The sequence below is a fragment of the Flavobacterium sp. FlaQc-48 genome, from assembly GCF_044007335.1.
Taxonomy (GTDB): domain Bacteria; phylum Bacteroidota; class Bacteroidia; order Flavobacteriales; family Flavobacteriaceae; genus Flavobacterium.
Genome location: NZ_JBIPCR010000019.1, coordinates 44,013 through 58,862 on the forward strand (window position 1 = coordinate 44,013; position 14,850 = coordinate 58,862).

12 protein-coding genes are annotated in these 14,850 nt (G+C 34.9%); 9 read left to right on the top strand and 3 right to left on the bottom strand.

Going from position 1 to position 14,850, the window contains the following annotated elements; translation table 11 throughout:
* Positions 1 to 637 precede the first annotated feature (637 nt).
* The 9 genes from glp to moaA all read left to right on the top strand — a co-directional run bounded on the left by glp (position 638) and on the right by moaA (position 8,263).
* A complete protein-coding gene (glp, locus tag ACHRWY_RS22820; protein ID WP_395357694.1) occupies positions 638 to 1,810 on the top strand; it encodes a gephyrin-like molybdotransferase Glp in 1,173 nt (390 codons plus the stop codon).
* 257 nt (positions 1,811 to 2,067) lie between these two features.
* Positions 2,068 to 2,814, top strand: a complete 747-nt coding sequence (locus ACHRWY_RS22825) for a sulfite exporter TauE/SafE family protein (RefSeq protein WP_395357695.1) — start codon at positions 2,068 to 2,070, stop codon at positions 2,812 to 2,814.
* Between the two features lie 177 nt (positions 2,815 to 2,991).
* On the top strand, positions 2,992 to 3,564 hold the full coding sequence (locus ACHRWY_RS22830) for a molybdenum cofactor guanylyltransferase (protein WP_395357696.1): 573 nt from the start codon (positions 2,992 to 2,994) through the stop codon (positions 3,562 to 3,564).
* Between the two features lie 5 nt (positions 3,565 to 3,569).
* Positions 3,570 to 4,361, top strand: coding sequence for a uroporphyrinogen-III C-methyltransferase (cobA, locus tag ACHRWY_RS22835; RefSeq protein ID WP_395357697.1), 792 nt, complete (start codon positions 3,570 to 3,572; stop codon positions 4,359 to 4,361).
* Positions 4,361 to 4,597 carry a MoaD/ThiS family protein gene (locus ACHRWY_RS22840; protein WP_395357698.1) on the top strand — a complete coding sequence of 79 codons (237 nt, stop codon included), beginning with the start codon at positions 4,361 to 4,363 and terminating at the stop codon, positions 4,595 to 4,597. Before cobA ends, ACHRWY_RS22840 begins: the two co-directional genes overlap by 1 nt.
* A 10-nt stretch (positions 4,598 to 4,607) precedes the next feature.
* Complete coding sequence (locus ACHRWY_RS22845) at positions 4,608 to 5,687, top strand: ThiF family adenylyltransferase (protein WP_395357699.1); 1,080 nt, start codon at positions 4,608 to 4,610, stop codon at positions 5,685 to 5,687.
* Between the two features lie 237 nt (positions 5,688 to 5,924).
* The gene (locus ACHRWY_RS22850) at positions 5,925 to 6,362 is read left to right on the top strand and encodes a molybdenum cofactor biosynthesis protein MoaE (RefSeq protein ID WP_072972525.1); all 438 of its coding nucleotides are present in this window, start codon (positions 5,925 to 5,927) and stop codon (positions 6,360 to 6,362) included.
* Positions 6,355 to 7,269, top strand: coding sequence for a bifunctional molybdenum cofactor biosynthesis protein MoaC/MoaB (moaCB, locus tag ACHRWY_RS22855; protein WP_395357700.1), 915 nt, complete (start codon positions 6,355 to 6,357; stop codon positions 7,267 to 7,269). Before ACHRWY_RS22850 ends, moaCB begins: the two co-directional genes overlap by 8 nt.
* Positions 7,256 to 8,263, top strand: coding sequence for a GTP 3',8-cyclase MoaA (gene moaA, locus ACHRWY_RS22860; RefSeq protein WP_395357701.1), 1,008 nt, complete (start codon positions 7,256 to 7,258; stop codon positions 8,261 to 8,263). The genes moaCB and moaA overlap by 14 nt, the downstream gene beginning before the upstream one ends.
* A 189-nt stretch (positions 8,264 to 8,452) precedes the next feature.
* On the opposite strand, the gene ACHRWY_RS22865 is transcribed toward moaA, so the two are convergent.
* The 3 genes from ACHRWY_RS22865 to ACHRWY_RS22875 form a co-directional block, all read right to left on the bottom strand.
* Positions 8,453 to 9,091, bottom strand: coding sequence for a hypothetical protein (locus ACHRWY_RS22865; RefSeq protein WP_395357702.1), 639 nt, complete (start codon positions 9,089 to 9,091; stop codon positions 8,453 to 8,455).
* A 368-nt stretch (positions 9,092 to 9,459) separates the two neighbouring features.
* Complete coding sequence (locus tag ACHRWY_RS22870; protein ID WP_395357703.1) at positions 9,460 to 10,890, bottom strand: rubredoxin; 1,431 nt, start codon at positions 10,888 to 10,890, stop codon at positions 9,460 to 9,462.
* Between the two features lie 268 nt (positions 10,891 to 11,158).
* Positions 11,159 to 14,677 (bottom strand): molybdopterin-dependent oxidoreductase, encoded by a 3,519-nt coding sequence (locus ACHRWY_RS22875; protein ID WP_395357704.1) that lies wholly within the window; start codon positions 14,675 to 14,677, stop codon positions 11,159 to 11,161.
* Between the last annotated feature and the right edge of the window lie 173 nt (positions 14,678 to 14,850).

A 14,850-nucleotide genomic window follows, 5' to 3' on the forward strand; every position in this document is an offset into this window, starting at 1 on the left:
AAAATAATGCTAAGAATTAGCAACAGAAGCACATATAACAGACTGTGTTATAAGTATATTTTTTAGGAAGAATGTAATACGCTATGCTTTCGATTGTTTTCAAAATATAATTCTTTAAGGTTTCAAATATTTTTATACTCTACTAATCCTATAGACAAAGTTAATTTTAATATAATAAAATCCAAAAATTTGTTCGTTTTTTTTTTAATCTAAAGCAAAATAAATAAATTAAATTAAAATAATTTTAGGTTAAAGCCTTGTAAAACAATTCATTGTGTTTTGTTGTCTCACGATAACAAATGTTAAAAAAGCACCTTTCAGAGGATTGAAAATGTAGTATTTTATACTTAATTTCCTAGTTTTTAAAAACTTACCTGCTTTTATCGCTTCTGCCATAGTATTCTTTATTGGATTTGCACGGATGTATTATTTACCTACTGGAAATTTCAGAAAAAAATATCGAAAAGAAATCTATTAAATAGAACAATAAAGCTATTTGTCCTTTTTTCTGGAAGTATATGAAGAATTAAGCTTAAATTTATATTCTTTTAAAATTTTAGATTATTAATGATTTAAACTAAGTAAAAGTACTTATATTTGTAATAAGTATTTTTTGCTTATATATAAAATAATAACCATGATTCAAGTCGAAGAAGCCTTATCAATTATTGCAGAGAATAGCACTAATATGCCGGTTCAGAAAATTCAGGTGAGTAAATCACTGGGATATATTTTGGCAGAAACCGTATATTCTCCTATTGCAATGCCGCCATTTCGTCAATCGGCCATGGATGGTTATGCTTTTATTCACAGCGAAAAACATCAATATGATGTTGTAGGTATTTCAAAAGCTGGCGATCATTCAAAAATAAAACTAAAAGAGAATGAAGCAATAAGGATTTTTACAGGAGCTCATGTGCCTGATAATGCTGATACTGTAATCATGCAGGAGCATGTAATGGCTACTGAAAATTCAATTTTAATTACCAGGATGCCGGAACAATATACGAACGTTCGTAATAGAGGAGAGCAAATTGGTAAAGAAGAAGTTGTTTTTAAAGCCAATACTTTAATTACACCCGCTGCAATTGGTTTTTTAGCCTGTTTAGGAATTACTGAAGTTGAGGTCTATAAAAAGCCCACGGTTGTGATTTTAGTAACCGGAAACGAATTAGTAAAGCCCGGTAAGAAATTATCGAAAGGAAAAATTTACGAAAGTAATTCGGTGATGCTGCAGGCTACACTTCAGACAATAGGAATAAAAAAAACGAAAGTTTATAAAGTAAAGGATAATCTCAAAGCTACTAAAAAAGCACTGAAAGAAATTTTAAAGAAATACGATATCATCTTAATTTCAGGTGGAATTTCTGTTGGGGATTATGATTTTGTAAAAGAAGCTTTATTGGAAAACGGAGTAGAGGAACTTTTTTATAAAATCAATCAGAAACCCGGAAAACCAATGTTTTTTGGATCTAAAAATGATACTTTAGTTTTTGCTTTGCCTGGAAATCCGGCGTCATCATTAACTAATTTTTATATTTATGTATATCCGGCAATTAAAAACCGAATGGGTTTCGCCGATGTTCATTTAAAAAAAATGCTCCGGAAACTAAATGATAATGTGACCAACACAACCGGAAAAACATTATTTTTAAAAGCATTGTATGATGAAACTCATGTTACGGTTTTAGACGGTCAGAGTTCCGCAATGTTAAATACTTTTGCTATTGCGAATAGTTTGCTAGTGGTTCCGCATGATGTAGAATCAATCAAAAAAGGAGAACTTGTTACTCTTTTGCCAATAGATTAGATTTTAGAGGATAGAATAAAGAGGATAGAATAAAGAGGATAGAATAGAGAGAAAAGAGTAAAGAATAAAGAGTAAAGAATAAAGAGAAAAGAATAAAGAGAATAGAATAGAGAGAATAGAATAGAGAGATCAGTAAAAAGTTCGAGATGCAGTATGTAAATTTAAACACACAGCATAAACCTGAAACAAAGAGAACCTGAAACCTGAAACAAAAAAATAAACCTGAGACAAAAAAAAATAAACCTGAAACAAAACTGATGAGCCTTCTTAGTTCCGAAAATATTGTATTATTCAGCTTTGCTTTAATAGTTATTGCTTTTTTGTATTCCAGCGTAGGACATGGCGGTGCCTCGGGTTATTTGGCTTTGATGACTATTTTTGCTTTTCCGGTGGCAATTATGAAACCTTCGGCTTTGTTGTTGAATTTATTTGTTTCGAGTATTTCATTTTTCTTTTATTACAGGATGAATTATTTTAAACCGAAGTTATTTTATCCGTTTGCGATAGCCTCAGTTCCGGCAGCGTTCATTGGTGGTTTTGTGACTTTAGACAGTACGATCTATAAAATTATTTTAGGGCTTGTATTGGTTTTTGCAGCACTTAGATTGTTTGGGATATTTAATTTTAAAGAAAAAGAAGCAGTCGAAATTAAATTGCCTTTTGCATTAGCAATAGGATTTATAATAGGTTTATTGTCTGGAATGTTGGGTATTGGCGGCGGAATTATCCTGAGCCCGATTTTATTATTCTTAGGCTGGGCAACGGTAAAAGAATCGGCAGCAATTTCGGGTTTATTCATTTTTGTGAATTCATTTGCGGGAATGTTAGGATTCTTTTTTGGAGGAAAAACAATTCCAATAGAGAGTTTTTATTGGGTTCCAATTGCAGTTATAGGAGGAGTTTTGGGAGGGTTTTACGGGAGTGGATATTTCTCTAACAGAACATTAAAAATGGTTTTAGGAGTGGTGATTTTAATGGCAAGCATAAAATTGATTTTTCCATAAATGAGTTTCAATTTTAAACACATAGAAACATAGATTTTATAGTTTGCGAAAAGATAATAAAGATAACAAGTTATCACACATAGTGTATTCATGCAAGTGAAACGCCTTTTTTACAACATCAAAAGCTATGTTCTTATGTGTTAAAAGAAAATATGTTTAATCATAAATAGTTCTGTCATGGAATCACTATCCGTTTTTATCCTTTGTGGAGGAAAAAGTTCCCGAATGCAATCAGAGAAAGGATTGGTTTTATTTCAGGATAAACCTTTTATCGAGCATATCATTAAAGCAGTTTTACCAATTACACAAAACATAAAGTTAATAACAAATAATAAAGAATACGATTATCTGAAGTATCAAAAAATACCGGATATCATTACTGATAAAGGGCCTTTGGGCGGAATTTACACAGCTTTGACAAATTCAGAAACGGAATTCAATTTGATTCTGAGTTGTGATATCCCGTTAATTTCAACCGAATTATTATCAGAATTAATTTCCAAACACAATCAGGAAGCTGAAATTACGGTTTTTGCTTCTGAAAGCAGAATGCATCCCTTAATTGGAATTTATTCTAAAAAAGTAGTATCCGTTATCAAAAGCGCAATTGATAGCGACGATTTAAAAATGATGAATTTAATATCGAAAATTCCGCATCAAATCATCAAAATAGAAGAAAGCGAAAACTTTCATTTGACCAACATTAATTCGCTTGACGAATTAAACGACCTGAATATCAATTTAAGTTAAAAGCTATGCGAGATTTTAAAACACCAAAACTAACAATTGTAGGCGCAGGTCCCGGAGATGTTGAATTAATCACACTAAAAGCGATAAAAGCTTTAGAAAAAGCAGATGTTGTTTTATACGATGCGCTTGTCAACGAAGAGTTATTGCAATACGCGACAAAAGCAGAAATTGTTTTTGTTGGTAAACGATTAGGATGTCACGCCTACACGCAGGACCAGATTAACGAATTGATTGTTTCTATGGCGAATCGTTATGGTCATGTCGTGCGTCTAAAAGGCGGAGATCCGTTTATTTTTGGAAGAGGAAGTGAAGAAATTGATTATGTAGAACAATTTGGAGTAGAAACAGAAATCGTCCCGGGAATTTCGTCAGCTTTAGGTGTTCCGGCTTCGGTTGGGATCAGTTTGACACAACGCCAGATTGCAGAGAGTTTTTGGGTTATTACAGGAACAACTTCAAATCATGAATTGTCTAAAGATGTTCATTTGGCTTCAAAATCGAATGCAACGGTGGTTATTTTGATGGGAATGCATAAATTAGATCAGATTATTTCTATCTATCAGGAAAACAGAACAGACGATTTACCAGTTGCAATTATCCAGAACGGAACAAAAAACACAGAACAAAAAGTAGTGGGAACGATAAGTTCGATTAGTAAATTAGTAGCTGAAAATAAAATTTCGTCACCGGCAATTATTGTTATTGGCGAAGTAGTAAAAAATACGTCAGGATTAACGTCTTATTTTCAGGAACATTTTGAGGATGAGTTTATTTTTCAGAATTTAAATTTAAAATAATGATTGAGATTAAATATTTTGGTGCTGTAGCTGAAAAAACAAAATGTTCGTTCGAAAAGATATCTTCATCTGAATTATCATTGCAGGAATTATTGCAGGATTTAGAAAAGAAATATCAATTTGAATCGATTTCTTTCAGCGTGGCTGTCAACCAAAAAATAGTACCAAAAGCAGCAGATTATACTTTACAGACCAGTGATGTAATTGCTTTATTGCCTCCTTTTGCAGGAGGATAAAATGAATTATATGAATGCAACAAACCGATATAACCGACAAGTAATCCTTCCTGAAATAGGAGAAACGGGTCAGGATAAATTATCTAAAGCTAAAGTTCTGGTAATTGGAGCAGGAGGTTTAGGGGCTTCTATATTGCCTTATTTAGCTGCAGCAGGAGTAGGTGAAATAGGAATTGTGGATGATGATATTATCGAAATTTCGAATTTGCATCGTCAGGTAATTTATAAAAGCTCCGCTGTTGGGAAATACAAGGCAGAAGAAGCTAAATTGATGATTGCTGAACTGAATCCCCTGGTAAAAGTGAATGCTATTGTTGAAAGATTGTCCGGTAATAATGCAATTGATTTATTTGAAAAATATGATATTATGGTTGATGCAACAGATAATATAGCCATAAAATATCTTATCAATGATGCCTGTTTACTAACAAATAAACCAATGGTTTACGGATCTGTTTTTAGGTTTCAGGGGCAGGTTTCGGTTTTTAATTATCAAAACGGACCTACTTACAGATGTTTGTATCCGAATGAAAATACCCAATCTGCCAGTTGTGAAGATACCGGAGTAATTGGAATTACAGTTGGGATTATTGGAATGCTTCAGGCCAATGAAGTCATCAAAATGATTCTCGAAACAGGAGAGGTTCTAAATGGTAAAATTCTGGTGTATACTATTTTGAATAATGAACAGCAGAAGTATGATTTTGAAAAGAATACAAATGTTGTACTGAATTTAAATGATTTTCAGAAAAGATATAACAATAATGAAAATCAGGTTGAAGAAATCTCGGCAGAATCAATTTTAGATAAAATAGATAATGATGAGGTTCTTTTTCTGGATGTTAGAAATGAAGATGAGTTTCCTGAAATTAATTTCAAAAATGGAATTCAGATTCCGCTCATGAATTTAGAAAATGAAATGGAAAAGCTGGATAAAAGCCAAACCATTTACGTTTTTTGTCAATCCGGAATAAGAAGTAAAATTGCAGCAGAATTGCTTGAGAAACATCAATTTAAAAATGCAAAAAGTATTGCCGGAGGAGTTTCTAGATTGAAGCAATTATTAAAAGAGGAAAATATAAAAGTATAGATCATCCGTGCTGTTTGTCATTTCGAGGAACGAGAAATCACACTAGAAATTTACACACAGTGCGTTGCTTTTCGGATGTGATTTCTCGTTCCTCGAAATGACAAAGCTTGCGCTGACAAATGCTATGTAGGTTAATTAATTCGTGCTAATTCGTGTTATTCGTTGTAAAAGAAAATCCTTTTAATCTGTGTGATCTGTGGCAAAAAAATAATCTGTGGCAAAAAAAAACAAAAAAAAATGAGTAAAAATGTATTTGTAGAAGGGCCAATTGCTCCTGAATTTATAGCTGAGTCAATTGCTAAACATCAATCGAAGCATACGATTGGGGCACATAATATTTTTTTAGGACAAGTTCGCGCCGATGTGATTCATGATAATACCGTTGTAGCCATTGACTATTCCGCTTATACGGATATGGCAAATGAAGCATTGCATGCAATTCGCGAAAAAGCATTTGCTAAATTCGACCTAACCTGTATGCATATTTACCATAGTTTAGGAGTAGTGAAAGCGGGTGAAATTTGTTTGTTTGTATTTGTATCCGCAACACGACGTAAACAAGTTTATGAAGCAACAGAAGCCATTGTGAACTGGATAAAAACCGATGTGCCAATTTTTGGTAAAGAAATGTTTGAAAACGATACATTCACCTGGAAACAAAATACTAATGGTTGATATTACGCATAAAATAAGCACCTTAAGAGCTGCAACAGCTACGGCAATTGTAAAAGTGAGTAAACAAGAAACAATTGATGCTGTGGTGAATAATCTGGTGCCAAAAGGAAATGTATTCGAAATGGCCAAAACGGCAGGATTATTTGCGGTGAAAAATACCCATTTGTCGATTCCGGATTGTCATCCTATTCCAATTGAATTTACGTCGGTTGAATATAAGGTTGAGGGGTTAACAATCGAAATTATCTTTAATGTAAAAACTGTCTATAAAACCGGAGTTGAAGTCGAGGCAATGCACGGTGCATCAATAGTGGCGTTGACGATGTATGATATGCTGAAACCGATTGATAAGGAAATCGAAATTTCGACTATTAAATTAATTAATAAAGACGGTGGAAAATCCTCTTTCAAAAATAAATTTTCAAATGTAATCAAAGCAGCGGTTTTTGTTTGTTCTGATTCTATTTTTGCCGGGGACAAAGAAGATCGTTCCGGAAAAATTATTGTAGAAAAACTAAATGCATGCGGAGTTGAAACGTCACATTATGAAATTATCCCGGACGAATTAGATATTATCCAGGAAAAAACAAAGGCTTTCGCCAAAGAACATCAGTTGGTCATTTTTACCGGAGGAACAGGATTGTCCCCGAGAGATGTTACGCCGGAAGCGCTATCGCCATTACTGGAAAGCAGAATTCCTGGAATTGAAGAAGCTATTCGCGATTACGGTCAGCAACGAATGCCTTATGCCATGTTATCCAGAACAGTTGCAGGAACATTAGGAAAAAGTTTGGTTTTGGCCTTGCCGGGATCAACCAATGGAGCCAGAGAATCTATGGATGCCGTTTTCCCTCATGTGTTGCATGTTTTTCATATTTTAAAAGGAAAAAATCATGATACCCTCTAAAACCATTTTAACGGATGATTTTGGGCGAAAACACAATTATTTGCGTATTTCGTTACTGGAGAAATGCAATTTGCGTTGTACGTATTGCATGCCTGTTGACGGAATCGCCTTATCTCCAAAAGCCAGTTTAATGACGGCAGACGAGATTTTTTCTATCGCCCGGACTTTCGTGCAAAATGGTGTTGATAAAATAAGGTTAACAGGAGGAGAACCGCTTTTGCGAAAAGATTTTCCGGAAATTGTATCGAAATTAGCAAAATTAGAAGTTGCTCTTTCGATTACGACAAATGGTATTTTAGTCGATCGCCATATTGATGTTTTAAAGCAATATAAAATCAATAAGATCAATTTGAGCCTTGATACGCTGATTGCTTCTAAATTTCATCATATAACACTTCGTAATCAGTTTGAGAAGGTAATTGATAATTTGCATTTGCTTTTGAATAATGGTTTTAAGGTAAAAGTAAATGTGGTTTTGATCAAGGGATTTAATGAAAACGAAATTGTAGATTTTGTCAAACTAACACAGTATTTGCCTTTATCAGTTCGTTTTATTGAGTTTATGCCTTTTGCCGGAAACGAATGGGACCGCAGTAAAATGATTTCTCAAAGCGATATTTTATCAGAGTTGGAAAAGACTTTTTCTTCTGAGGAAATTAAGAAACTGGAAGACGAAAAAAACTTTACGGCCCGAACCTATAAAATAAAAAATTTTCAAGGCGATTTCGGAATCATAAGTTCTATTACAAATCCGTTTTGCGATGGCTGCAACAGAATTCGCCTGACGGCAAACGGAAAAATTAAAAATTGTCTTTTCTCTAATTCCGAAACTGATTTATTGACACCTTTCAGAAATCGTGAATCGATCACAAACCTGATTTCTGATGCTGTAAAGAGCAAAAAGAAAGTCAGAGCCGGAATGATTACCCTTGAGGAAATGGACGATCCTAAACTTCATTTTGATAATCGCAGTATGATTGCGATTGGGGGATAGCTCTTTTGGAGTTTACGCAATATTGTCGTTTCGACGAAGGAGAGCTTCGCAAGGAACTCCGCAACGAAAACCCAATCTTTGTCGAACTTCTCGTGGAGATTTCCCGTCCATGGAAATGACAAACTATAAGGATAAGTCTTTACCAAATGAAAAAGGTCTAACTTTTTCAAGTCAAACCTTCTTCCTAAATTATTTCTTCTTTTTAGCTTTGTCTTTTTTCTTAGACTTAGCTTTCTTTTTGGCTATTTTTTTAGCTTTTGCTTTTTCTTTCGCTTTTTTAGCCTTTTCTTTTTTCTTAGCAGCAGCTTTTTGTTTTGCTTTTTTAGCTTTTTCTTTCTTTTTGTCTTTTTTAGCCTGATCTTTTTTCTTGGCTAATTTCTTTTTCTCTTTTTCCTTGTCTTTGTCTTTCACTTTTTTCTTCTGTTTATCTGTTGATTTATCTTTTTTAGTTTCTCCCTTTGTTTTAACCGCGTCATCAGTTTTAGTTTCTGATGCTTCATTTTTTGCTGGTTCTTTGATTGTTACTTTTGGAGTTGTTATTTGTTCTGTTTTTTCAGCAGCAGCAGGAATTACTTTTCTTGCAGGAGCTCTGCGAACTACAGGTTTTGGAGAAGTTGTTGCTGCCGTTTTTGTTGTAGCTTTTGGTGCTGTAGTTGTTGGCGCGACAGGTTTTGCGGCAGTTGTTGGTTTAACCGGTGTTGCTTTACGAACTGGTGTTTTTGCAGCCGGTGTGTTTACTGTTTTTTTATTTTCTGTAGCAGGCTGAATATTTTCAGGTGTTGGTGAATCAATTTTTTCTGGGGTAATTTTTTCGTTGTCGTTTTCCATATTGATGCGTTTTTAATGAGTATATTGTTACAATGTAACTAAATTGTTAATTAACAGTTAAGTAAAGATAAACATAAAACAAGTCCGCCAATGTTAAGTTTTTACTTAAAAATTAACTATAAGGTGTTTATTTTTAATATGTTGGATTTTTGGTAGAAATAAAAGTCGAAAATCTCTTAACAATTCTACCTGAGAAATAATGTAAATTACCAGAGGAATGATAAATGGTAGTTTGAATAATTTTTCTTTTGAAAACGAGTGCCCTGGCCCAGATGGAAACGGCATCCTTTTGTGTCCGCCGCGGCGGACACAAAAGATATAGAGGACAGCTGGATTAGCTCCTGAAAATTATAATGAAAGCATATAGTCTAATTTTCGACAATTTCTAAAATTTTAAAATTGCTTTTTGGTGCTTCGCATAAGGAGCAGCAATAAGTTTCGGCCAAATCTGTGAATAAAATACCTTTTGGAATACCTTGATTTTTATCTCCGTATTCGGATTTATATAGTGTTAAGCATTCCTGACATTGGTAAATATCTAATGGTGTTTTTTCTTTTTTCTGAGGATTTTCGGTTGTTTCAGGAACAGAATTTCCGAGTTCTTCGAAATATTTCCGACTCAGTTCAATTAATATTGTAGGCAGTTCGAGTTTGTCTATATCTTGCGAATGCACCAGATATTCGCGTGTATTGGCATCGAAGTTCTTTGCATATAAGACATTATAGGTATCTCTGATTTTGATTGATTCGAGAGCTTTTGGCAATTCATTTTTCTCTACTACAATCGACGTAAAATAATGCCCGTCGCGATTGTATTCTGATAACCCAAAAGTTAATCCGTATGTACTAATATCAAATTGATCGAGTGTCCGAACAAGATATGTTTTAAGATTTAGCGCCCAGTCCATTGCTACAGGTAAGTGCCAGTTTAACTCTAATAAAGAATGGCGGACATTGATGCCTCGTTTACCCAGGAATTTTTCCCATTCGAGTTTTCGATCTTTCGGGATTCCCTTTATTATAAACGATTTCCAGGGCGTGATGCATATTTTTCCAATTTTACAGTCAAAACACAGGTCGCACATTTCTTTCAGGAAACCTAAATCGTATAAATTATTTCGCCAGTACAAACCCAGCCAGTATTGGTCGATTCCCATTCGGTTCATGCCTTCGTAATAGGGGAAGGGATAAAACGGAATATTCAATGGCTTGTCTATTGTTCGATTATTGGTGTCTAAAGCTTCGCTTACAAGCGCAAATATCATATCGATACCAATAGATTCTTCGGCTGTAATTTTTTCGATTTCATAATAAAACTGAGCAATATCCCAACTGTAAATCAAAATTGGATAGACTTCCATACGTTCCCAATTGGGTAGGCGAATGTACAAATACCAATAGTCTTCATGCTCCGAAGCAATAAAATTAAGATGTCCCGTAAACAAGGGTACCAATTGCTGCCTGGGATCATTGATATTGACTTTTAATCGTGGCTGCTCTTTGAACTGCTCCAGAATATATAAAAACTTATTGCCTGTAAGCCAATTGGTGTTCCTGAAAATATCGGTAGAAACATAGGAGGAAACGATATTGTTTCCGCTTTTTTGTTCGGGAAAAACAAAATGATGTTTCCCCAGTTTTTCTTTATCTAAGGTTTTAAATCCTTTTGGAAAAATAATATCCTGCCTTGAACCAAAGGAGATAGAATCTAAACCCTGATCCATTGCCATATTGACTACTTCTTTCAGTTCTCCGGGCGAAATAACGCCTCCTTTTACTATTAATCTTGTTAGTTCCATATCTCTATTTTGGTTTCAGGTTTTTCTTTTTTTTCAGGGTTCAGGTTACTTTGCTTTGAGCATAAATTTTACCATAGAGTGTACCATTTTTTTTCACCGAGTTTCGCAAATATTTTTTAATTTATGTTTAATAAGTAGCCAAAGTTCACCAAGCTTTGGGCAAAGATCTTATTGCATAGCTTTGTGAAACTTTGCAAAAAACCTTTGTGAACTTTGCGGTTAGATCAACACAATGCGATAACCTGAAACTTGAAACCTGAAACAACTTTTAAACTTTACACTTCGCTAAAATCTCTTTAACTTCTGTTTTACAACTTCCGCAGCCTAATCCTGCGCCGGTGTTTTTGCATAAATCTGTAAAATTGTTTACGCCGCTTTTGATGGTTTCTTCGATATTTCCGGCTCCAACCTGACTGCAGGAACAAACCAATTTTCCGAGGACTGGTTTTGCATTTGAAGTTCCTCTTAGTAATAAATTTCGTTTGTCTGATAGTTCGATTTTGCTTTCTATCATGGTTTTGAACTCGGCAAATTCATTTTTATCCCCCATTAAAATAGCACCCACCAGAAGATCATCCTTAACAATACATTTTTTGTAATAACGTTTTTTCAGATCGGCAAAAATAATTTCTTCGTATGAATCGTCGTTTTCAGGAATTTCGATATCACCAATACTGCATAGGTTGATATCTTCCAGTTTCAGAATATTCATTAGAATAGATCCTTTGTAAAAACTGCTGATATCGCCCGCTAAAAAGTTGGCTAAAATATCAGCTTGTTCTTCGGCGGCAGATGTGATTCCGAATAATTTATTATTGAATTCAGCTATTTCTCCAATAGCAAAAATATCAGGATTTGAGGTTTGTAAATACTGGTTTACTTTTACACCGCGTCCGCAGGCCAGACCGCTTTCTCTGGCGATTTCAATATTCGGAATTGTTCCTATAGTATAAACAATTGCATTTGCGGTGATGATTCTGCCACTTTTTAAGGCAATTTCTATTTCATTCGGATTATCGGTTTCAAAAACGGTACTTACTTCGTTGTCAAAATAAATCTGAATATCGCGAAGCTGTACTTCCTCGGCTAATAATTTACTTGAAATTCGGTCTAATTGACGCTCCATTAAACGAGATGCCCTTTGAATAATAGTCGTTTTAACTTTTTTATGTTTTAGGGCAGCAGCCAATTCTAATCCTAATAAACCGCCGCCAATAATAACAACGTGTTGTTCCTCGGTTGGTAAATTAGTGCTGTCAAGGTGTTTTTTTAATCGGTCTGCATCTTCTTTTCGTCGTACGGTAAATCTGCCGGGAAGATGCAGTTGTGCATTTTCAGGAACAAACGGGCGGCTTCCTGTTGCCATAATCAAAGAATCATAAGCATGTATTTCGCCTAAGCCATCTGTTATTGTTTTATTTGATGCATTTATTTTAGTAATGGCGATGCCGGCATTCATGGTAATTTTTAGTTTATTGAGAGCTTCTCCATCTTTTACTTTTAGCAATTGTTGCCAGGAAAATTCCCCTGTCATATATTCCGGAAGTAAGACACGATTATAAAAGGGATTTATTTCATTCGAAAAAACGACAATTTCATCTGTAGAATTGAACTCACGATAATTTTGAATAAACCTGAACGCTGCGGCTCCGGCGCCTACAATTGCAATTTTCTGAAAAGGTTTTACATATTTGCTAATGTTAACCGTTGTGTATTTAAAATCAGGTTCTTTAGAAACCGGATCGACAACAGTATTCGTCAGATTATTGGTTCGGTTTAAATCATTTTCGAGTTGTTTTCCCCAATGCATGGGCAGAAAAACAACTTTTTCTTTGATCGAATCCGTTACTTTTACTTTTACACGAACTTCTCCATTTTTGCTGGATACAATAACAATATCTCCATTTTTAATATCATTTTTAAAAGCGTCAATTGGGTTGATTTCTAAAACCGGACTTGGTGTATGTGTCATCAATCGGGATACTTTTCCGGTTTTGGTCATGGTATGCCATTGATCGCGAACGCGTCCTGTTGTTAAAATAAAAGGGAACTGGGCATTGGGCTGTTCCGATGTGTTTTCTATTGCAGTTGGTAAATTGAAAATTGCTTTTTGCGATGGTGTATAGAATTTCTTGTCGGTAAATAGGCGAGGGGTTCCCGGATGTCCGTAATCAGGAACAGGCCATTGAAAAGTGCCTTCGGTTTTTAACCGATGATAATTTAAGAACGAGATATCGATATTGGTATTTTTAGTCAGGGCACAATGTTCTTTGTAAATTTCTTCGGCGCTATTAAAATTAAAACCATTAAAATTCATTTTTTTAGCAAAGCGAATTAAAATTTCAATGTCAGAAAGTGCTTCACCGGGCGCATTGATTCCTTTTGGCAAATAAGAAATCCGACGCTCAGAGTTGGTCATTGTACCTTCTTTTTCTAACCAGCCTGCTGCGGGCAATAGTAAATCGGCGTATTTTGAAGTATCGGCATTGTGCGAAATATCCTGAACGACAACAAATTTGGCATTTTGTAATGCTTTTTCGATACGGCGGGAATCCGGTAAACTTACTAAAGGATTGGTGCAGATAATCCAGACCGCTTTCATTTTACCTGATTCCAATGCTTCAAACATTTCAGTTGCTGTCAGGCCCGGTTTATCTGAAATTTCATCAACGCCCCAAAAATCGGCTACTTCTTTGCGATGTTCCGGATTTGCGATTTCTTTATGTGCAGCCAGCAGTGTTGCCATTCCGCCCACTTCTCGTCCGCCCATTGCGTTGGGTTGTCCTGTTAACGAAAATGGTCCTGAACCGGGTTTTCCTATTTGTCCCGTTAATAATGATAAATTCAGCAAAGCGGTATTTTTATCTACGCCAACGGCACTTTGGTTGAGTCCCATCGCCCAAAGCGAAATAAATCCTTTGGCTTTGCCAATAATATCTGCGGCAAGTTTAATGTCGTTTACTGATATACCGCAAATCTTTGAAGCTTTTTCTAAAGAAGTACTTAGAACTAAGTCTTTGTATTGTTTGAAATTTTCGGCATTATTTTTTACAAAATCATGATCTACGTAGCCTTTTTCTATGATGCGTTTGGCAATAGCATGATATAAAATAATATCAGATCCCGGAATAATCTGCAAATGCAGATCGGCAAAAGCGGCTGTATCCGTGCGTCTTGGATCAATAACAATGATTTTTATTTTTGGATTTTTCTCCTTGTGTTTTTCTATTCTTCTAAATAAAATAGGGTGGCACCAAGCCGGATTTGCACCTGTAATCAGGAACGTATCGGCAAGTTCGATATCATCATAAGCAATGGGTACAGCATCTTCACCAAATGTTTTTTTATACCCAACAACGGCTGAGCTCATGCACAAACGGGAATTCGTGTCGATATTATTGGTTTTTAAAAATCCTTTTACCAATTTGTTGACAAGGTAATATTCTTCGGTTAAACATTGGCCTGAAATGTAAAACCCAACGCTGTCGGGACCGTGTTTTTTTATGATAGAAGTAAAAACGGCTGCAGCGCGATCAAGTGCAGTATCCCAACTTACGCGTTCCAGCGGATAGGATTTACTGCCACGCATTTCCGGATATAAAATCCTGTCTGAAGTATCATTGACTACGTAATGCAAATTCATTCCTTTAGAACATAACATTCCTTTGTTTACCGGATGGTCTTTGTCTCCCGTAACCATTACGCCATTTTTAGCATCTTTGGTTACGATTATGCCACAGCCAACGCCACAATACGAACAGGTAGTTTTGATTTTGGTATTTTGCATTACACTTCTTTTTAAGTACGATTAGTTAAATCCTAATTAGATTCTAAATAATTCACTTATTTATCTCTAAACAAAAATAAGTATTTTTACGTATAAATACTTATTTTTAGAATTTATTTTTCTATTTTTGATAAAAATAAATGAGCAACAACAAATTAGTTTAAATGCATAAA

What these genes read in the sequence shown, in the direction of transcription:
- ACHRWY_RS22865 (WP_395357702.1), bottom strand. Translation starts at nt 9,091, where the DNA reads ATGGAAAACGACAACGAAAAAATTACCCCAGAAAAAATTGATTCACCA.
- ACHRWY_RS22870 (WP_395357703.1), bottom strand. Translation starts at nt 10,890, where the DNA reads ATGGAACTAACAAGATTAATAGTAAAAGGAGGCGTTATTTCGCCCGGA.
- cobA (WP_395357697.1), top strand. Translation starts at nt 3,570, where the DNA reads ATGCGAGATTTTAAAACACCAAAACTAACAATTGTAGGCGCAGGTCCC.
- ACHRWY_RS22830 (WP_395357696.1), top strand. Translation starts at nt 2,992, where the DNA reads ATGGAATCACTATCCGTTTTTATCCTTTGTGGAGGAAAAAGTTCCCGA.
- ACHRWY_RS22845 (WP_395357699.1), top strand. Translation starts at nt 4,608, where the DNA reads ATGAATGCAACAAACCGATATAACCGACAAGTAATCCTTCCTGAAATA.
- moaA (WP_395357701.1), top strand. Translation starts at nt 7,256, where the DNA reads ATGATACCCTCTAAAACCATTTTAACGGATGATTTTGGGCGAAAACAC.
- ACHRWY_RS22825 (WP_395357695.1), top strand. Translation starts at nt 2,068, where the DNA reads ATGAGCCTTCTTAGTTCCGAAAATATTGTATTATTCAGCTTTGCTTTA.
- moaCB (WP_395357700.1), top strand. Translation starts at nt 6,355, where the DNA reads ATGGTTGATATTACGCATAAAATAAGCACCTTAAGAGCTGCAACAGCT.
- ACHRWY_RS22875 (WP_395357704.1), bottom strand. Translation starts at nt 14,677, where the DNA reads ATGCAAAATACCAAAATCAAAACTACCTGTTCGTATTGTGGCGTTGGC.
- ACHRWY_RS22850 (WP_072972525.1), top strand. Translation starts at nt 5,925, where the DNA reads ATGAGTAAAAATGTATTTGTAGAAGGGCCAATTGCTCCTGAATTTATA.
- ACHRWY_RS22840 (WP_395357698.1), top strand. Translation starts at nt 4,361, where the DNA reads ATGATTGAGATTAAATATTTTGGTGCTGTAGCTGAAAAAACAAAATGT.
- glp (WP_395357694.1), top strand. Translation starts at nt 638, where the DNA reads ATGATTCAAGTCGAAGAAGCCTTATCAATTATTGCAGAGAATAGCACT.